General features: G+C 39.7%; 15 protein-coding genes. 9 read left to right on the forward strand and 6 right to left on the reverse strand.

The features are described from left to right. Positions 1-94 precede the first annotated feature (94 nt). Genes EMK97_RS14870 through EMK97_RS14880 form a run of 3 tightly spaced genes read right to left on the reverse strand, consistent with a single transcriptional unit; the run spans position 95 to position 4,590 of the window. Positions 95-2,590 (reverse strand): ABC transporter permease, encoded by a 2,496-nt coding sequence (locus tag EMK97_RS14870; RefSeq protein WP_130603513.1) that lies wholly within the window; start codon positions 2,588-2,590, stop codon positions 95-97. Beyond that, on the reverse strand, positions 2,587-3,300 hold the full coding sequence (locus EMK97_RS14875) for an ABC transporter ATP-binding protein (RefSeq protein WP_130603515.1): 714 nt from the start codon (positions 3,298-3,300) through the stop codon (positions 2,587-2,589). The genes EMK97_RS14870 and EMK97_RS14875 overlap by 4 nt, the downstream gene beginning before the upstream one ends. Positions 3,301-3,351: 51 nt before the next feature. Further along, on the reverse strand, positions 3,352-4,590 hold the full coding sequence (locus tag EMK97_RS14880; protein ID WP_130603517.1) for an efflux RND transporter periplasmic adaptor subunit: 1,239 nt from the start codon (positions 4,588-4,590) through the stop codon (positions 3,352-3,354). Between the two features lie 368 nt (positions 4,591-4,958). On the opposite strand from EMK97_RS14880, the gene EMK97_RS14885 reads away from it, so the two are divergent. From EMK97_RS14885 to EMK97_RS14895, 3 genes are read left to right on the forward strand one after another with little or no spacing between them, the layout of a single operon-like run. After that, entirely contained in the window at positions 4,959-6,545 is a 1,587-nt protein-coding gene (locus EMK97_RS14885) for an alkaline phosphatase (RefSeq protein ID WP_130603519.1), read from the forward strand. Positions 6,546-6,554: 9 nt separating this feature from the next. Continuing rightward, positions 6,555-8,378 carry an alkaline phosphatase family protein gene (locus EMK97_RS14890; protein ID WP_130603521.1) on the forward strand — a complete coding sequence of 608 codons (1,824 nt, stop codon included), beginning with the start codon at positions 6,555-6,557 and terminating at the stop codon, positions 8,376-8,378. 53 nt (positions 8,379-8,431) lie between these two features. Continuing rightward, complete coding sequence (locus EMK97_RS14895) at positions 8,432-9,214, forward strand: hypothetical protein (protein ID WP_130603523.1); 783 nt, start codon at positions 8,432-8,434, stop codon at positions 9,212-9,214. 89 nt (positions 9,215-9,303) lie between these two features. Here the strand turns inward: EMK97_RS14895 and EMK97_RS14900 are convergent, their stop codons facing one another. From EMK97_RS14900 to EMK97_RS14910, 3 genes are all read right to left on the reverse strand, one after another. Continuing rightward, the gene (locus EMK97_RS14900) at positions 9,304-9,657 is read right to left on the reverse strand and encodes a VOC family protein (RefSeq protein WP_130603525.1); all 354 of its coding nucleotides are present in this window, start codon (positions 9,655-9,657) and stop codon (positions 9,304-9,306) included. 240 nt (positions 9,658-9,897) lie between these two features. Further along, positions 9,898-10,443 carry a manganese efflux pump MntP gene (locus tag EMK97_RS14905; protein WP_130603527.1) on the reverse strand — a complete coding sequence of 182 codons (546 nt, stop codon included), beginning with the start codon at positions 10,441-10,443 and terminating at the stop codon, positions 9,898-9,900. A gap of 51 nt (positions 10,444-10,494) precedes the next feature. Further along, the gene (locus EMK97_RS14910) at positions 10,495-10,698 is read right to left on the reverse strand and encodes a DUF1289 domain-containing protein (protein ID WP_130603529.1); all 204 of its coding nucleotides are present in this window, start codon (positions 10,696-10,698) and stop codon (positions 10,495-10,497) included. Between the two features lie 182 nt (positions 10,699-10,880). On the opposite strand from EMK97_RS14910, the gene EMK97_RS14915 reads away from it, so the two are divergent. The 6 genes from EMK97_RS14915 (at position 10,881) to EMK97_RS14940 (ending at position 19,034) form a co-directional block, all read left to right on the forward strand. Beyond that, positions 10,881-13,169 carry a putative bifunctional diguanylate cyclase/phosphodiesterase gene (locus EMK97_RS14915; RefSeq protein ID WP_170176777.1) on the forward strand — a complete coding sequence of 763 codons (2,289 nt, stop codon included), beginning with the start codon at positions 10,881-10,883 and terminating at the stop codon, positions 13,167-13,169. Between the two features lie 116 nt (positions 13,170-13,285). Beyond that, positions 13,286-14,425, forward strand: coding sequence for a hypothetical protein (locus EMK97_RS14920; protein ID WP_130603533.1), 1,140 nt, complete (start codon positions 13,286-13,288; stop codon positions 14,423-14,425). Between the two features lie 15 nt (positions 14,426-14,440). Continuing rightward, the gene (locus EMK97_RS14925; protein WP_130603535.1) at positions 14,441-14,863 is read left to right on the forward strand and encodes a hypothetical protein; all 423 of its coding nucleotides are present in this window, start codon (positions 14,441-14,443) and stop codon (positions 14,861-14,863) included. 22 nt (positions 14,864-14,885) lie between these two features. After that, a complete protein-coding gene (locus EMK97_RS14930) occupies positions 14,886-15,593 on the forward strand; it encodes a pseudouridine synthase (protein WP_130604505.1) in 708 nt (235 codons plus the stop codon). A 398-nt stretch (positions 15,594-15,991) separates the two neighbouring features. Further along, positions 15,992-16,312 (forward strand): hypothetical protein, encoded by a 321-nt coding sequence (locus EMK97_RS14935; protein WP_246028805.1) that lies wholly within the window; start codon positions 15,992-15,994, stop codon positions 16,310-16,312. A gap of 124 nt (positions 16,313-16,436) precedes the next feature. Beyond that, complete coding sequence (locus tag EMK97_RS14940) at positions 16,437-19,034, forward strand: sensor domain-containing diguanylate cyclase (RefSeq protein ID WP_130603537.1); 2,598 nt, start codon at positions 16,437-16,439, stop codon at positions 19,032-19,034. The last annotated feature ends 14 nt before the right edge of the window (positions 19,035-19,048 follow it).

A 19,048-nucleotide genomic window follows, 5' to 3' on the forward strand; every position in this document is an offset into this window, starting at 1 on the left:
GTAAAAATACAGAAAGGGAGATGAGTAACCCATATCCCTTTTTGTTGCATATATGGGGTTAAGCAAATAACCCCTTAAGGTTAAACCTGAAACGCTATTCTTGTCGTAATGCCTTCATAGGATCACTACGAATAACTCGCCATGCAGGCATTATGACAGAGAGAATAACGATGGCAATAAGTGCACTGTCTAAAGCCATCATGGCCGACCAGTTAAAATCAGGCAGCATAGTTAAGGTTTGGCTTAAATTTTGGTAGGTGAAAACCGCGACAATAAAGCCTAAGCCTAAACCTAATATCAGCATGGTTAAGGCATCTTTTAGGATGAAATTAACCAGGCGTGATTGTTTAGCGCCCGTTGCCATGCGCACTGCCAGTTCATATTTTCTATGATTGGTGGTCATTTGCGTTAAACCGGCAACACCAATAGCCGCTAAAAATAGCGTCAGTGCTGTCATGGTTAATACTACCCATAAACTCACTCGTTGATTTAAGGTTTGTATGCCCCAAATTTCTTGTAATGAGCTTACTTGCAAGTTAGTTAAGCGTGGAAATTGGCGCTTTAACTCATCAGCTAACATGGCTTCTGTCAGTGTTTTACCCTGAGGCATCATCACAGTTAACTGCACATTGCCACCAATACGAATACGGTGTGAATATAATGCTGGCAAGGTTAATGGGTTTGAGGTACCCGTTTGGCTAATTGTATTGGCAACAACCCCATTGATGATAACTGGAGGTGTTTCAGGGTTAGGGCTAACAGCAATAGTTTTGCCAATCACTTCGTCTAAGCTCAAGTTAGGGTACAGCAACTTTGCCATATTGGCATCAATCACCACTCTGTCTTCATCATTATCAATTTGAGCTTGGGTTAAGTTGCTACCAGCTAAAAAAGGAATATTAAAGTTGGAGAATAGTGTCGCACTTAAACTTCTCACTTGGTGCACTACCCGCTGGCCGCCGTTATTACTATTGCTAAAAGCATTCACTTGCAGTGACGCAGAAATTGGCCCGTAATCTGGCACTACAACCTTGCTATCGGCAACAGTGGCTTCAACCATTGCGCTTAAGTCTTTTAATAACTGATTAGTTTCACTTGCTTGGTATGAGTCAAAATCATTAAGTTGCTCAATATATTTATCATCGGTAATAGACAAAGAAATATTATAACTATTGCCTATGTCATAACCTAGATCTCGGTATACTGCTTGATAGCTTTGCATTGCTACCATGACTGAAGCGGTTAACAAAACAGATGCTATTGATAGTTGAATAACCATCAACATACGGCTAAGCCATTGATTGCTTTGTGCTTGAATACCTTTACCACTACTGTTTAAATTGTTAGCAAGTGCTTGCTTATTTATATCTACTAAGGCTAAAGCACTAAATAAAATATTTAACAGTAAAATGATCACAATCGAGGCAACAAGGGTTGTGGTATTGATACTGATAGTATCTATCATAGGTAAACTATCGCCTGCGATAAGCGGTAAACTTTTCAGTGCCCAGCCTGCAACAAGTAAGCCGGTAATAGCCGCTAAAATAAAGCTAGGTAAGTTTTCTAACAGCACCAGTAAGCGCATTTTGTTTAAGCTAGAGCCTAAACTAATTTGAATTGCAAATTCTTTAGTGCGGCCTTGGTAATGGGCGATAAATAGATTCAGTAGGTTTAAACTTGCCATTAGCAATAAACCAATTACCGCAAAGAAAAGCGCGATGATCATGGTTTCAGTTTCACCAAGCAAGTTACTGCGATAGTTACTGCCAATAGCAACTTTGTCTGTACTATTTAAAAAGTCCAAAAACATTTGTACTTGATCGCCAGAAAGGTTGCTACTGACGTAATCGGTCAGCCATTCATTGGCTTGTTCTAAAGTTGGTAGCCTTGCTTGGCCATTAGCAGATTTTAAAATAAGAAAATCAATCTCATTACGAATAGCGCCAACATTATCGGTTTGCTGCTGTACTTGCTCAAGGTTAGCGATAAACCATACTTGCTGTGGCAGCAATGCTTGATTACTTTTTACTGCCATTACATCTTCAATAACACCCGCAATAATAAAGTTTTGATTTGCTATGGTTAACTGCTTGCCAATGGCAGATTTAGCGCCGCCGTAGGCTTGTTGCCAAAGACTCTGTGAAATCCAAACATATTTTTCAGGTGAGGCGATAGTGACATCATCACCGTGAATTAAGCGGCTGCCTAGAATAGATAAAATATTGCTGGAAGCATCGTAACGTGTGGTAGCAAAGGTGGTATTATTAATAACCACATCTTGCTCTGAAGGTGTAATACCTGCCCATTCGCCTAAATCTTTAAAGCGTTCACTAAAGGCGACTAAACGGTTCATGTTCCAGTAGGAAACACTTAAGGTGTCAGACATTTTAAAACGATATTCAAAGGTTTGTAAGTTTGCTTCGTTAGGTACTCCTTGTAATGGCTTCATCAGTAGGCTTGATGAAATGGCGATAACACTTAACACAGCCCCTAAAGTAAGGCCTAAGGTTAAAATCAGCGGAATACTTAACCTAGGTAAGGCAAAAATACGGGCAACCCCTTGGCTTAGTGCTTTGTTAAATAAACTCATGCTGCACCTTCTAGCTTCTCTTGCTTGTCAGTATTAACTTCTGCAACGATTTGACCATCAAGCAGTTGAATTTGGCGACTAGCACAACGGGAGTAACGGCTATCGTGCGTTACCATGACTATGGTTGAACCTTCTTTGTTTAACTGCTCAAGTAAAGACATGACTTGGTCACCATTTTTACTATCAAGGTTACCTGTTGGCTCATCCACTAATATAAGATCAGGCTTGCCTACTAAGGCTCTAGCTATAGCGATACGTTGTTGTTGACCACCCGATAGCTGGTTAGGGCGGTAGTGCTGGCGATGTAGCATATCAACGTGAGTTAATGCCTCTTCAACACGTTGCTTTATTTCTGCTTTTTTACAACCTCTGTGTTCTAGTGGCAGGGCAACATTTTCAAACACGGTTAAGTTATCAATTAGGTTAAATGATTGAAAAACATAACCAATATGTTCATTACGAATTTGTGTGCGTTGATCAACCTTTAAGCCCGATGTAGTGATATTAGCCAGTTGATATTCACCTTCACTGGCGCTATCCATTAAGCCCATAATCGACAGTAGCGTTGATTTACCGCAACCTGACGGGCCGGTAATGGCAACAAATTCACCTTGATTTATTTCTAAAGAAACACCTTGCAAAGCATGGGTTTCTATTTGTTGGCCATCATAGCGTTTATGAATATTGTTCATGGTAACGACGTTTTTCATCGGGTCATCCTTTGCGTTGTTATAGGTATATAGTAAAGGTTAAGTGTTTATTTACTCAACCACTGTTAATGTTTGATAAGCAAGATAATTACTGATATCTGAGCTAACAATCTCTTCACCCGTATTCAGCCCTGCTTGAATTAATAATTGGTCATTGGATAAGTCGCCAAAGGTGACTTGTCTTTGTACAAGTTCATTTTGCTTGTTACGAATAAATACCGCTTGTTTACTGCGGGGTCTTAATCCGGGAACTTGTTGAATATGTGTTGCTGCTTGTTGATGTTTAACAAATACTTGAGCTGATATTGATAACGCTGGGCGAGCATTTGATGTTAAGGCTTCATCTAAAACGGCTTCGGCTAACACTGTGCCGTTAGTTACCACAGATTCAATGCGGCTGATATGAGCTTTTACATAACCTTTTTGTGTATCGATAATCACAGGGGCATTGATATCTATTTGATCTGCTTGGTTTTGTGGTAAGCGAATGCGGGCGATTAACTCTTTATCACTACCTACTTTGGCTAATGACTGCCCTAACTGTACACTTTGACCTAATTCAATATCTAATTCTTGCAATGAGCCACTGATGCCAGCTCTAACTTTCATGTCATCTAGCTGCTGCTCTAATAGGGCAACTTGAGCTTGTTGTTGCTCAATGGTGATATTGCGTTGCGTTAATTGAAAGCTTTGCATTTCAGTAAACTGAGCAAACTTTTTCTTTTCAAAATCAAGCTTTTTGGTTTCTTGTTTTACTGATAACTTGGCGCGTTTTAGCTCAATTTTTGAAGAAACACCTAAGGTTAATAAATCTTCATTCACTGATAGTTCTAATTGTGCTCGCTCTATTTCTGCTTCAATGTCGGCAATTCTGCCTTGGTAGTTTAAGCGATCATTTTGCTGCTCATATTTAAAGGCTTCTAATTGCGCAAGCTGTTGGGCAAGCTCGCCTTTTGCGGCATTAACTTCTTGCTCTAATCTCGGGTTAACCAGTTGCAAAATAACGGTATCTTCAGTCACCTTAGTACCAGGGCGTATTAGTATTTCTGCCACTTTTCCTTGGGCTGGAGCGGTTAAAAGCCTTTCTTTAGCAGAAGCAAATTCGCCATAGGCATTGGTGTAAATATCTAAATCACTTTGTTTTACTTGTTCAAAGCTAAGTTGCGATAAAGGTATCGCTTTGTTGGCTTTTGAGCTAACCGCATAGCCTGCATAACCAAGCAGTAATACAAAAGCACTCAGGGCAAAGATTTTTTTCAGGTTTCTGTTGGGAGCTAATTCTATTTTCATTGTAATGACTAAGTTGTGAGACTTATCGCTTCACAATGAAATTACCGTGCCAAAAGTAAAAGATGCTATTTATCAACGGTTTGTGTGCTTTTGCGCCTTATCTATCCCTATCGTTTGTTCGCTTTTAAATAACTCATGTTCGGATTTGTTCGTTTGTGAATATTGAGACTATGACAGTGATTGTCATCTTTTTGCTATAAATCTTTCATCAACTGGTCATACTTGTTAAATCTTTTTGTCATCAAGAGTTTTTAGCATTTTCCTGCCTAAAAAATCCTTAGTTTACAGATGGTTCTAATTCTTCTGTTGGCTAAGAAATGTACATTAAAAATATATAAATTTAACAATAATCAATAGAGGAAAGCGCTATGAACTCACCTTGGGTTACAGCTTCAGCATTATCAACGCTTTTGTTCTCTTCGGTGGCTGCGTCTGCAGTATTGCCGAAAGTGCAAACAGATAACCAGTGGTTTAGCAATGCACAGCAAACCGTGACCAATAAAACTAAGCAAGTGAATAAGAGCAAGGCAAAAAATGTCATCTTATTTGTTGGCGATGGTATGGGGGTTTCAACCTTAACTGCTGCCCGTATCTTAGATGGTCAAATGAAAGGAAACTCAGGGGAAGAAGGTTACTTAAGCTTTGAAATGTTCCCTTATTCTGCACAGGTTAAAACCTATAACGTTGATGCGCAAACACCAGATTCAGCCGGTACCATGACGGCTATGATGTCGGGTGTTAAAACAGATATCGGTGTGCTGGGTGTTAGCGAAAAAGCTGAACGTGGTAACTGTAACTCAGTTGCTGGCAATGAATTAGTTACCGCATTAGAGTTAGCTGAAATTAAAGGTTTGGCCACAGGTGTGGTATCAACAGCGCGTATTACGCACGCAACACCAGCAGCGGCCTATGCAAAATCAGCCGATAGAAACTGGGAAGATGTTTCTGACATGCCAGAAGAAGCGGTTACTCAAGGCTGTGAAGATATCGCTTCGCAATTGATTAACTTTGAGAAAAACTTAGAAGCACGATTCCCTGGTGTTGATGTTGATGGTATTGAAGTTGCCATGGGCGGTGGTCGTCGTCATTTCCTACCAAAAGATGAAGCAGCCAATAGTGCTGATGCAGCAAGCTCAGTTGAAGGTGACCGTACTGATGGTCGTAACTTAGTGACTGAGTGGCAAACGCAATACCCTGAAGGTCAATACGTGATGGACCAAGCTGGTTTTGATGCTTTAGATGCAAGTAGCACGAGCAAGGTGTTTGGCTTATTTAATGAATCGCATATGCAATATGAAGCGGATAGAGCAAATGATATTGCGGGTGAGCCTTCGCTTACTCAGATCACCACCAAAGCGATTGATGTATTAGATAATAACGACAAAGGTTTTATGTTAGTGGTTGAGTCAGGTCGTGTTGACCATGGTCATCATGCTGGTAGCGCTTTTAACGCCTTAACAGATACGGTTGAGTTTGCTAAAGCAATTCAAGCGGCGGTTGATAATACCGATCCAGAAGAAACTTTAATTTTAGTCACTGCTGATCACAGTCATGTATTTACTATTGCTGGCTACCCTAAACGTGGTAACCCAATTTTAGGTAAAGTGGTTGCCGTTGGTGAAACTGAGCCAACACTAGCAAGTGATGATATGCCATATACCACCTTAGGTTACACCAATGGTCGCGGTTACCGTAATTTAGGTGATGAAACTAATGCTGATGCAACTTATAACGATGATCCTGTTGTTGGTCGTCAAGATTTAAGCCAAGTAGATACCCAATCTTCAGGCTATCACCAAGAAGCATTGATCCCAACCAGCTCAGAAACACATGCGGGTGAAGATGTTGCTTTACATGCTTCTGGCCCTGGCGCGCACTTAAGCCAAGGTGTTATCGAGCAAAGTGTTATTTTCCATATTATCAATAAATCACTTGGCTTAATGGCTAACAACTAGGAGTACCTCATGAAAAAATTAAATTTAATCTCTTTATCTGTGGTTGTTGCCTTAGCTGGTTGTACTGGTGATGACGGTGATAATGGTATTGATGGCGCAAATGGTAGTAATGGTTTAACCAGTTTAGTGAAGCAAACCTTTGTACCTGTGGGTAATGAAAACTGCTTAAACTCAGGTGTTCGTATTGATTCTGGCATTGATGCCAATAGCAATGGCACATTAGAAAGCGATGAAGTGGCTAGCAGCGAGTATGTTTGTTCTCCTACGTTAACCCAAGCAAGTGGTGCAGGGGTGAATGCTACGGTAACCAATGCTTGGTTTGATGCTGGACAAAAAGAAATGGCAAAAGCAGTCACTAACAGTGATGCCATTGTTAATGCCGCAGGTAAAGCCAAGAATGTTATCTTGTTTGTTGGTGATGGTATGGGTATTTCTACCGTTACCGCGGCTCGTATTTTAGCGGGTCAACAATTAGGTGGCAGCGGTGAAGAGTATCAATTAAGTTTTGATAAATTTCCGTATTCAGGCTTTTCAAAAACTTATAACGTTGATGCACAAACGCCAGATTCAGCTGGTACTATGACGGCAATTGTTTCTGGGGTAAAAACAGATATCGGCGTTTTAGGTGTTGCCGAAGCGGTTGAGCGTGGTAATTGTGCCAGCGTTGCCGGTAATGAAATGTTGAGTGCGCTAGAGCTTGCCGAACTTGCTGGTAAGTCTACTGGTGTTATTTCAACAGCACGTATTACCCATGCAACACCTGCGGCAACGTACGCAAAATCAGCCGATAGAAACTGGGAAGATATCTCAGATATGCCAGCTGAAGCAGTGACTCAAGGCTGTGAAGACATTGCCTCTCAATTAGTTAACTTTGAAGCTAACCTAGAAGCACGCTTTGCCGGTGTTGATGTTGATGGTATTGAAGTGGTTATGGGGGGCGGTCGTCGTCATTTCTTACCAAAAGATGCCGCCTTTAACAGTGCTGACGCTTCAAGTAGTGTTGAAGGTGACCGTACTGATGGTCGAGATTTAACGGCTGAATGGCAAGCAAGCTACCCTATGGGTAACTATGTAATTGATAAAGCAAGCTTTAACGCTATTAATGCTGATAACGCTGAGCGTGTTTTTGGTTTATTCAATGAGTCACATATGCACTATGAAGCTGATCGCCACAATGATTTAGCTGGTGAGCCAAGCTTAAGTGAAATGACAGCAAAAGCCATTGATGTGCTTGATAATAACGAGCAAGGCTTTTTCTTAACGGTTGAATCAGGACGTATTGACCATGGTCATCACGCTGGCAGTGCTTATAACGCCTTAACTGATACGGTTGAATTTGCTAAAGCGGTACAAGCGGCGGTTGATAGCACTAATCCAGAGGAGACGCTTATTATCGTTACTGCTGATCATAGCCATGTATTTACCATTGCTGGCTACCCTAAGCGTGGTAATCCTATCTTAGGTAAAGTGGTTGGTGTTGGTAGTACTGAACCGACGCTTGCGAAAGATAACCTACCGTATACCACCTTAGGTTATACCAATGGTCGTGGTTTTAAGAACTTAGGTGCGGAAACCGATGCTGATGTTGGTTATGACCATGAGATTGTATCGACTCGTCAAGACTTAAGCGCGATTGATACTACCGCGCCTGGTTTCCACCAAGAAGCACTCGTACCAAGAAGTTCTGAAACGCATGCCGGTGAAGATGTTGGTGTTTATGCCATGGGTCCAGGCAGTCATTTAGTGACAGGAACCAATGAGCAAAGCCTTATTTTCCATATCATTAACCACGCTGCGGCATTAACAACAAAAGCTGAAGCTAGGTTAAATTAGTAGGGTTTACGGTATATCAAAAGGATGGATATACCGCTTTTTGTGGAAGAATTATGAAAAACTTAATGACATTAGCATTCACTCTAGGTAGCGCCTTGCTTGCTAGTAGTGCACAGGCACAAAGTTGTGCAAATGATAAACTGTACTTAAGCGCAAATTATGAGATTAGCCAGCGAGTAGCAGATTCACATACAAGGCATGATAGCCATACACATGAGCATGCTCATGATAAAGGCCAGAGCTTTAACAAGCAGCAGCTTGTTTTGCATCGTTATAATAATCAGGTGGTGCATATGTACCCTGACAGTCATTATGGCGATTGGTGGACTAAAACAGCCAATAATCGCTTAATGTTGAATCGGTTTTTTCCTGATAATCAACGGGTGATTGAATATCAGGCTGATGAGCTAAGCAGTAAGATTTCTTGGCAAAGTAAGTACCAACTACTTAATAGCGACTTCATTAATAATATGGTTGTGGTAAAAGAAACAGGAACCGGCTGCGAGCAAAGTCAGCAACGTGCTTTAACTCAAGGTGACTATAGCTATCAATTAACTTGGTTGCCAAAATGGTCTTTAGTGACTTCTTACCAAGTATTTCGTGGTGATGAAAAAGTTGCCCAATGGCAATTAGTGAATTATCAGGTAAATAAAAAGCATATTGCTGATTATATTGCTAAGTTAAGTGATTACCGCGCTACAGATTATGCCGATATTGGTGACAATGAAAATGATCCCTTTCTAGCTAAGATGATCAATCAGGGCTTTGTTGAGCATAAGGCCACTGGTTTTTATAATAGCCAAGGGGATAATATTAGTAAGCAACATAGCCACTAATTTAGTCACTAATAGCAATATGGTCACTGATAAGTGAATTTAACAAAAGCAGCTGTCTCAGCTGCTTTTCGTTATTTATCGTTATCTTTCTAGCTTTTTGACCACACCGCCATTTCATTACCGCTTGGTTCGATAAAATGAAAGCGTCGTCCGCCGGGAAATGAAAAAATCTCTTGGCAGATTTCACCACCGGCTAATTTTACTTTTTCTAAGCTGGTTTCTAAATTATTACTAAGTAACACTAATAAAGCCGAGCCATTGGCTGTCGTTGACGATAACTCAGCTTGATAAAAACCACCATCAAGGCCTTGCTCGGAAAATGCAGTATATTCTGGGCCGTAATCAACAAAGTTCCAGCCAAAAGCATGCTTAAAGAATTGTTTAGTGGCGTTTAAATCTTTTGCTGGAAACTCAACATAGTTGAGCTTTTCATGATGTGGCATGATTTCTCTCCTTAGTGTTTTATCTGATTAAGCTTATCTTAAGCGTCATGTACATTAATTGCAGTAGTTGATACTAGTGTGTTTATCTTTGTTTAAATAGCAACAAAGGTCAACCGGGGTTAGCTTGAGCAATTAATTCAAGGCAAATTTCGCGTCAATAGCCAGCCTATTGCAAGTAAATTTAACGCCGAAATAAGTTAAAGTTGCTGCTAGAGAGCTATTTATTAAGCCGAGATCAGGTTAACTACTTATTAATAGTAATTTTAGGCCAATGACTATTAAGACAATACCGCCGAGTAGCTCAGCTTTATGCTCTAGCCAAGTGCCACTTTTTGCGCCTATAAATACCCCAATAGCACTGGCGCTAAAGGTGGTAAAAGCAATAATAGCAGCAGCAATAAAAACATTAACGGTTAATAAATTAAGAGAAAAACCTGCCGCCATGGCATCCACGCTGGTGGCGATGGCTAGCATCAGCATAATTTTATGGCTAATTTTGGTGATGTCTTGCTCTATCCCTGTGGTCATTGATTCATAGATCATTTTCGCGCCAATGAGTGTTAACAAAATAAAGGCAACCCAAGGAGTATAATGGCTCAGCCAGCCGAGTAAGCCTTTGCCAGCTAAATAGCCGACAAGTGGCATAGCACCTTGGAAAATACCGAAATAAATCCCGGTAATTATAGCGAGGGAGGAGGTTTGTTTAAGGCGTTTTGAGCCTAGGCCAATTGCCACGGCAAAGGCATCCATGCTTAAAGCCAAGGCTAAAATTATTACGTCTATCACAGTGTTATGCTCTCTATGTTTATTGCTGGTAATCTTATCAGATGAGGGGAATTATCTATGTTTTTTGTTGAAAGAAGCTCGCGTAGCTTGGTGCGCTATTTTTCTCGCGTTTGCGGCAGCTAAAGTTGCTTGTTTATCGGCTATAGACGCACTACCCCAGGCGATAATTTCGTCTAAACTACGAAAACAGCCTAAACAAATGTCGCTTTCGTTTAAGCAACAATTTCTAACGCAGGGCGAAGGTACTTCTGTCATTTCGATTTCCTGTTAAAGTAACTATATCAATAGTATAGCGCTTATAAAATGTAAATTTATTTAGTTAAAAGTTTGCAATTAATTAGCCTAACAACTTTACTCTTTTCATGGAGTTAATTTATCCATGTAATTTTTTGTAGGTTATGCGTGTCCATTTAAAGAAAGGGAACAATTATAAAGCCATGAAGTCTATCACCACACCTTATTTATTACGCGCATCTTTGTTAGCCGCCATCGCTATTGTAATGGGGCTTGCCTTATCTTTTATCGTTTATCACTCCAGCGCTAAAGTAAAATCTAATGCCATTGACTTAGTTGAACATCGTATTCCTATTTTGATCAGCATTAGTGAATTGATTGCCGATTTAAGTGAGCAAGAACGCATTATTTACGAGTATTATCGCTCACAAGAAAATGAGGTATTTTTACAATCATCTCAACAGATAAAGCAAGTGTTTAATATGCACTTTGCTGCCATTTTAGCGCAGCCGCGCTTTAAAGAAGAAGCGAAAATTATCGCTAAAGGTCAGCAAACTATTGAACGGCTCTTTGCAGAGTTTTATCAGGCGATGCAGTTAAATGAAGATAATTGGGATGATATGCGCGAAATCTTGAGTCAAGTATCAGCTATTCGTATTCAGTTATTGCCGACATTAAAGTCAATTGAACAACAAACGCAACAAACCGTGGCAGAAGGTCATAGTGCTACCTTAACGCAAATGGCGAGATCTCATTGGTTGGTGTTAAGTTATGGTGTTGCGATTGTTTTGATTGCTGGTGTGGTCTCATGGCATATCCGTCAGTACATTTTAACGCAGGCAAAGAATACTCGGTTAGCTTTATTCTCACAACAAAACCCTAATCCCATCTTAAGCGTTAACAATTTAGGTGAGGTAGTTTTTGCCAACCCAGCTTGTGGCAAACTGTTAGTGCGCGTAGGTTACCATAAAGATGATACAGAGCATTTATTGCCAAGTAATTTTTTATCGTTAAGGCAAGCCGTGAGTCAGCAGCAAGATCATACCTTAGTGATTGAGCAAAGTATTAAAGCGCGGATTTTGCAAATTAGTATCTATTGGCATGAAGAGATAGATGCTTATGATATTCATATTAAAGATATTACCGAAGGCAAGCTGGCAGAAGAAAAAGTAAATCATTTAGCTTTTTACAATCAAGAAACTAACTTACCCAATCAATATAAATTTAACCAAGATATTGATGGCATGATAAGCAAAGGGGATAAGTTTTCTTTAGGTGTATTGGCTATTCGTGATTATGAAAACAAAGTCAGTAGCCTAGGCGGAGAGTCGGTAGCGACATTAGTGGTCGAGCTGGCTGATATATTAGCCCATGCGCTGCCGTCAGGGGTACGCTTTTATCAAGTTGCTGAAGGACAATTTGCGCTATTGTGCGCTAAGAATATTAGTAGCTTAGCTTTGCAAAAGTTAACCATGACCTTAACTGCTGTGGCTGAACAGCCTATTATCACCGCAAGTGGTGAGTTCTTTATTGAACTTGATTTTGGTTATAGCTGTTTTCCTATTCATGGTGATGATAGAAATACATTAATTAAATGTGCTCACCTTGCATTGGTCGTAGCCAATCAAAGTGAACATGAGAACTTCTCAATATATGACCCAGCATTTATTGAAGGTATAGAGCGAAATAATGATTTAACCGATAAACTAAGACATGCACTAGCCAATAAAGAGCTGTTTTTAGTGTTTCAGCCGCAATTAGAACTTGCCAGCAAGCGAGTGACGGGTATTGAAACCTTAGTTAGGTGGCAGCATGATGGCGCAATTGTATCGCCGGCGGAGTTTATTCCATTAGCTGAGCAGTCTGGTTTGATTGTACCCATAGGGCAGTGGATATTAGAGCAGGCGTGTGTGTTTGCCAAACAGTTAGTTGAATTGGGTTATGACGATATTATCGTCGCGGTTAACGTTTCGCCAAGACAATTTAGTCATCCACAATTTTGCAACACAGTACAAAGTGTATTATCTCAAGTGGGTTTACCAGCAGCTAATTTAGAGCTGGAGATCACTGAAGGGGTGTTTATGCATAACGAAGCCAACACCTTGGCGGTTTTAAATAAGCTTAAGTCTTTTGGTTTGCAAATGTCGATTGATGACTTTGGAACAGGTTATTCGTCATTATCTTACTTGAAGCGTTTTCCTATTGATAAATTAAAAATTGACCAATCATTTATTCGCGATTGCCACAATAATGACGATGATAAAGCCATTGTTAAAACTATTGTTTCGTTAGGAAAAAGTCTTGGTTTATCATTGATTGCTGAAGGTGTTGAAGAGCTAAGCCATGTTGATTTTTTAACATTGCTGCATTGCGATGAAATTCAAGGTTATTGGTTTAGTAAACCTGTCCCCCCAGAAGAACTGTTAACACTACTGGCTGAAAAAGGTGGGGATATTAATCATCTCGCTCAACAGCAAAGTTACGGGCAATAATCAACACAGGTTAACAGCCCCTAGTAAGTTATTTAATAACAAAAGCTTGTAGTTGTATTTCGCTATTATTGATATTATTGCTATTACTTACAATTCCTAAGCTTAAAGGATAATTTATGAATGGCTTGGTAAGATATAGCACTGTCTTATTGTTATTACAAAGTGCTGCTGCATTAGCCCAAAATGAGCAAGCGCAGCAAACTAAGCAAATTAAGCAAAGCACAGAAGAGGTTGCTCAAGATGCTAAGCAGTTATCTCAATGCCAAGCTTATTGCCAATCACAAAAAAGCACAGATAACAGCTATGAGGTTCAGGTAGAACAAAGGCAAAACTCGGTATCGAGTATCGGTTATGAGCCGGTCAATAAAAAAGCTTTGCCACCAAGAAATCGTTGGTCAGACTTTTTGCCTATATGGGGTAAAGAAGCACGCGAAGAAGGCTATCTATTGCCTTTGCCTTTTGGCATCTCTGTTGTTGGTTTAACGCAAAAGCAACCTTTTACCGTATCAAAAATAGGCTTAGCGCTTGATGGTAAAGAAGATGACAAAATAAATGATTTTATTGACGGCAGTATCACGGCAAAAAATTTAGAAGTGTCTGATACCACCTTTAATTTACGCTTTGATGCTTGGATTTTACCTTTTTGGAATATTTACGGCTTAGTTGGTCGTACTGAAGGCAAGGCCGAGTTAGAACTAGACTTTGATTTTGATTTACCGACACCATTACTTATTGTTTCAGGCGTTGGCAGTGGTTTAAATGCTAATCGCTGTGCCAGTATTAATTTACCTTATAAAGGTCCTGCACCTGGGGCTTGTCATGTTAATGCGACAGATGTGCCAACATCATTGAGCTTTAACGGTACCGTGTTAGGTTATGGCACTACAGTTGCTGGTGGTTACGGTGACTTTTTCGGTATGTTTGATGTTAACTATTCAGAGGCTGATATTAATATTGCCGTAGAAAAGACTCAGCAAACCGTGTATTCAGCAAGATTAGGTTGGAATGGTGCTGTGGGCATTTTTCAGGGGCAAATCTGGGTTGGCGCGATGAAGCAAGATATAGAGCAAGTGATCAACGTGAAAATACCTAGTACTGACTTAGCGGTAGTCATAGATCAGCATACTAGCTCCCCTGTGAATTATTTACTGGGGGCACAGTGGAACATTACCGAAGAATGGGCGGTTATTGCGGAAACGAATTTTGCCTTTAGTGATAGGCAGCAGTTTATGATGCAAATTGGCTATCGTTTTTGATACAAGGGTAAAAAGATGACAGAGCAATTGCCCATTAGATTAAAAGCAAACGATGAACTGAGAGCACAGTTTGCCAAGATTCACTCACAAGTAAATAAGCTTGAAGCGCAACTGAATTTTCATGCCTTAACTGCAAATTGGTTTGGTGATGAAGAGGCGATTTTATCGATTGAATTGTTTATTGAAAGTGCCATAAGCTTTAATGACAAGGTGCAGGTGTTACAAAGTGAAAGTTCGTCGGCAATAACATTTTTAAGTGATGATGTTTTTTATTTAACGGTGTTAGACTCTGAGCCGCTGCAATACTATGTTGCATTAACGGACAAAGAGGCAGGGCTTATGCAAGAAAAACCACCACTTGTTGCTGGCTTACTACAGATGAAATTAACAAAAGTGCTTAATGAAATTGCTGCCAAGCATGCCCTTACGCCAATTTGAGCCACCTGTTTTATCTATTCTTATGTCAATTAGTCGTTCGCGCTTGGACCGCTTTTTAGCTAAACATACTGATTATAATAAAAAATCAGTGCGGTTATTGCTTGCGCAAAAGCGTGTTAAAGTGGATGGTGACCTTGCCACTAGCATTGAGCAAATTATTGATAAGTTTTCAGTAGTGAGTCTTGATGACATTATTTTGCAGCAAAATACCGCAATTTACCTTATGTTGCATAAACCTGTTGGTGTTGTTTGTGCTACCAAAGACGAGCAACATAAAACCGTGATTGATTTATTAGATCACCAAGATAAAGCAAGTTTACACATTGTTGGCCGTTTAGATTTAAATACCTCAGGCTTAGTGTTACTTACTAATGATAGCCGTTGGTCTGAAGCGCTCACCTTGCCTGAAAGTAAAGTAGAAAAGCGTTATCTGGTTACCTTAGCTAAGCCAATAACCGCTGATTATATTAGTGCTTTTGCTGGTGGAATGCACTTTGCCTATGAAGATATCATCACTAAACCAGCCAAGCTTAAAATTATCAATGAGTACCAAGCTCAAGTGAGATTAGTTGAAGGCAAATATCATCAAATTAAGCGTATGTTTGGTCGTTTTCGCAACCCTGTTGTTGCTTTGCATCGTCAAGCGATAGGGCAGTTGCAGCTTGACCCACTATTACCTGAGGGGCAAAGTAGATTGCTAACAGAGCAAGAAGTTGCAGATATATTTTAAAACGAAAGATACAGTATTTAACACCTATACCAAGTGAAATAACTATTTGACCAGTTCAGAGCTGTGTCAGGGAGGTGAGAATAAAGCAAATTTATGCCGCTGTAGTCATTCTCCAGCCAAGAAATTTGTGAAATTATCATCTTCCTGACAAGTTCCCAAGGGCGAGTTTAAAAGGCTCATATGCTGCGTTATTGATTTTGACAAGGACGCTGCATGGATGCAGCTTATTAGAGAATGCAGGAGCATATTCTCCTGAATAACCATTCTCTGCAATCAATGCCTTGCCTATAAGCCTTTTAATTCTCGCTGAATGATTAAATAGTTAATTCAATTGGTATTACTCGCATCTTAGGTTGGTTTGCGTATAATGATGTTATTAATAATAATGATATTCTTGCATGAAAGTGAACTCTCAAATGATAAAACCATTCTTTTTAGCCGCTTTTTCAGTGACGGTATTAGCCGCATGCTCAAGCTCAGAAAATACCTGTGAAGACATTACCTTAGCCTCAGAGCAAATTCAGCAGTGTCAGGCACTGCACAAAAAAATCATTAATGCCAAAGGTCAGCCGATCATTCGCACTGAATTAGAGCGTCGTTATCAAAATGACTGTATTGATATTCGTTACTACCGTGATGATCAACAAGCGGCAATTTGTGGCAATAAACACAAAGCCAAAGAGTATAGAGAAGCAGTAAAAAGAGAAGCGCAGCAATAAAGCGGCCCTGTTCAGTTATACTGTATATTCCACTAATCTTTATCAGGATTAGTGGATTTTTTCACTATAAGCGGTCATTATGCAAAGATAGTAGTTAAATTTTCATTTTCAATTAAGCATTTTTATGACAAAAGCTGGGATTCAACAAGCTGATACTGGTTGTAATGATAGCAACGGTAAGCCACAAGATGTCACAGAGTTAGCTAAAGCATTTGCCCAGTTACAGCAAGAAAACCAAGAGCTTCAAGCAAGATATACCGCGCTTTTTCATCTAAATCAGCTATCGCAAGAATGTGATCAGCTTATTAATTTTTATCCTCAAGTACATCGTACCATTGCCTCATTAATGACGGCAGAAAACTTGTATATTGTTTTGTACGATCAAACCTTTGATACCTTAGAGTTCGTTTATTACGTTGATGAAAAAGATGAACGCCCAGAAGGGGTTATCGACTTTAAGGAATTTGAAGGCTCTTTTACTAACTTAGTGATCGAGTCGAAACAACCGCTACTAGTGACGCCATCATTAGAAAAGCAATTACGTGATAACTATAAAACCAAGTCGTTTGGTTCACGCGGAACTGACTGGTTAGGTGTACCTTTACTGCACAATGATGAAGTTATTGGGGTGATAGCGGTACAAAGTTACTCGGAAAGTATCCGTTATACTGAGCCAGATTTACATATGTTAACCTTTGCGGCACAGCATGTCGTGAGTGCTATGGTGCGTTTACAAGATCAGCAGCGACTGCAAAATGCGGTGAATTCGCGCACTAAAGAGCTAATGGCGCAAATTAGGGAGCGTGAAAAATCTGAGTTATTGCAAGAATCACTTTATCGTATTTCAGAATTAACCAATGAAATTGAGCTCGATATCAATGAGTTCTACGCTAATGTCCATAATATTGTTGGTCAGTTAATTAACGCCACTAACTTCTTTATTGCTAAGTATGATAAAGAAAATGAAATGCTTAACTTTTCTTATTATGTTGATGAAAAATCAGAAAATTTAGCCGATGAATTCAAGCCGAGAAAGCTAGCAAATGGCTATTCTGAATTAGTGTTGCGTAGTAAACAAAGTCTACTGCTCTCTTATCAAGAAATGCTGGCGCTATATCAACAAGGTAAAACGGCAAAACCACAAGATTCAACCCATTCATGGTTAGGTGTGCCTCTTATATACTCAGGTCAGCTTTTAGGGGTTATGGTGATTCAAAGTTATAGTGAAAAAGTTAGCTATAACCAACAAGATGCTGATTTATTAAACTTTGTATCTAATCACGTATCGGCTGCCATTAAACGTCGTGAATTAGCTGAATTTGAAAGACAAAGCCATGAGCTACTAGAGCAACAGGTTAAACTAAGAACCTTAGCTTTAGAAGAAGAGATCAGTCAGCGTAAACAAGCTGAAAAGTTACTCAAGCATACCGCAGCGCATGACAGCTTAACTGGCTTACCCAACCGTACCGTATTTATTGATTTACTTAATCATGCCATTGCCTGTAAAAAGCGCAAACCAGCGTTTGAATTTGCGGTGCTATTTCTCGATTTAGATCGCTTTAAAGTGGTCAATGATAGTTTGGGCCATCACGCCGGCGATATGCTGTTAAAAATAATCGCGGCTGAATTGCAATCTATGGTGCGTGATAAAGACACGGTTGCCCGCTTAGGTGGTGATGAATTTGTCGTCTTGATTGAAGACTTAGAGTCTAAAGAAGAAGCATTTGATATTGCTAAACGCATTACTGAATTTTTACAGCAACCTTTTACTATAGAAAACCAACTGGTGTTCACCGGCACCAGTATCGGCATATTATTTAGTGATGATCGCTATGATAATGCCGATCTTATGCTGCGAGATGCCGATACCGCCATGTACCATGCCAAAGACAGTGGTAAAGGTCGTTATGAAGTCTTTGATGCTAGCATGCACAGAAAAGTACAAAATGCGCTGAGCTTAGAAGCAGATATTCGTGAAGCGATAGAGTGGCAAGAATTTCAGCCTTATTTCCAGCCTATCTTGCGTCTTGATAATCAAGGGTTAAAAGGTTTTGAAGCCTTAGCTAGGTGGCAAAGCACCAAGCGTGGCTTTGTTTTCCCTAATGATTTTATTCCGCTAGCTGAAGAGACAGATTTAATTCAAGCGATTGATTTACAAATTATTGAAAAGTCTTGTCAGCAAATAAAACAATGGCAAGAAGCCTTCAACGATAGCGCTATTTATGTGAGCTGTAATTTATTTTGTAAGCACTTTTTTAGTCCTAGCTTACCTGATGATATTGCGAAAATATTACAGAATACTGGCTTAAAGCCTGAAAGCCTACGTATAGAGTTAACAGAGCGGGCGTTATTAGAAAACACCGATATCGTCTTAGCTAATATGCAGGCATTAAAGTTAATGGGCGTTAAAATATTGCTTGATGATTTTGGTACAGGCTATTCGAGTTTAAGCTATTTGCATCGTTTTCCTATTGATGTACTTAAAATAGATCGCTCGTTTATTAATAATGTCCATGAGCATGATAACCACCAAGCCATTATTAAAACCATTATTGATTTGGCCACTAATTTACATATGGCAACCGTAGGTGAAGGCATTGAAAACTTAGCCGACGCAGAATTATTGCAGCAAATGGATTGTAATTATGGTCAAGGTTATTACTTTGCTAAACCTATGTCAGCAAGTGACTGCGCCAGTTATTTAAAAGCCAAGTTAGGCTAGTATTTCTAGTTGAT

It is taken from the genome of Litorilituus sediminis (genome assembly GCF_004295665.1).
Lineage (GTDB): Bacteria > Pseudomonadota > Gammaproteobacteria > Enterobacterales > Alteromonadaceae > Colwellia > Colwellia sediminis.

Bases quoted from the DNA above. Each gene is read 5' to 3' on its own strand.
- EMK97_RS14910 (WP_130603529.1), bottom strand. From the start codon at position 10,698: ATGACAGAAGTACCTTCGCCCTGCGTTAGAAATTGTTGCTTAAACGAA.
- EMK97_RS14925 (WP_130603535.1), top strand. From the start codon at position 14,441: ATGACAGAGCAATTGCCCATTAGATTAAAAGCAAACGATGAACTGAGA.
- EMK97_RS14915 (WP_170176777.1), top strand. From the start codon at position 10,881: ATGAAGTCTATCACCACACCTTATTTATTACGCGCATCTTTGTTAGCC.
- EMK97_RS14870 (WP_130603513.1), bottom strand. From the start codon at position 2,590: ATGAGTTTATTTAACAAAGCACTAAGCCAAGGGGTTGCCCGTATTTTT.
- EMK97_RS14900 (WP_130603525.1), bottom strand. From the start codon at position 9,657: ATGCCACATCATGAAAAGCTCAACTATGTTGAGTTTCCAGCAAAAGAT.
- EMK97_RS14930 (WP_130604505.1), top strand. From the start codon at position 14,886: ATGTCAATTAGTCGTTCGCGCTTGGACCGCTTTTTAGCTAAACATACT.
- EMK97_RS14880 (WP_130603517.1), bottom strand. From the start codon at position 4,590: ATGAAAATAGAATTAGCTCCCAACAGAAACCTGAAAAAAATCTTTGCC.
- EMK97_RS14890 (WP_130603521.1), top strand. From the start codon at position 6,555: ATGAAAAAATTAAATTTAATCTCTTTATCTGTGGTTGTTGCCTTAGCT.
- EMK97_RS14940 (WP_130603537.1), top strand. From the start codon at position 16,437: ATGACAAAAGCTGGGATTCAACAAGCTGATACTGGTTGTAATGATAGC.
- EMK97_RS14935 (WP_246028805.1), top strand. From the start codon at position 15,992: ATGAAAGTGAACTCTCAAATGATAAAACCATTCTTTTTAGCCGCTTTT.
- EMK97_RS14875 (WP_130603515.1), bottom strand. From the start codon at position 3,300: ATGAAAAACGTCGTTACCATGAACAATATTCATAAACGCTATGATGGC.
- EMK97_RS14885 (WP_130603519.1), top strand. From the start codon at position 4,959: ATGAACTCACCTTGGGTTACAGCTTCAGCATTATCAACGCTTTTGTTC.
- EMK97_RS14920 (WP_130603533.1), top strand. From the start codon at position 13,286: ATGAATGGCTTGGTAAGATATAGCACTGTCTTATTGTTATTACAAAGT.
- EMK97_RS14895 (WP_130603523.1), top strand. From the start codon at position 8,432: ATGAAAAACTTAATGACATTAGCATTCACTCTAGGTAGCGCCTTGCTT.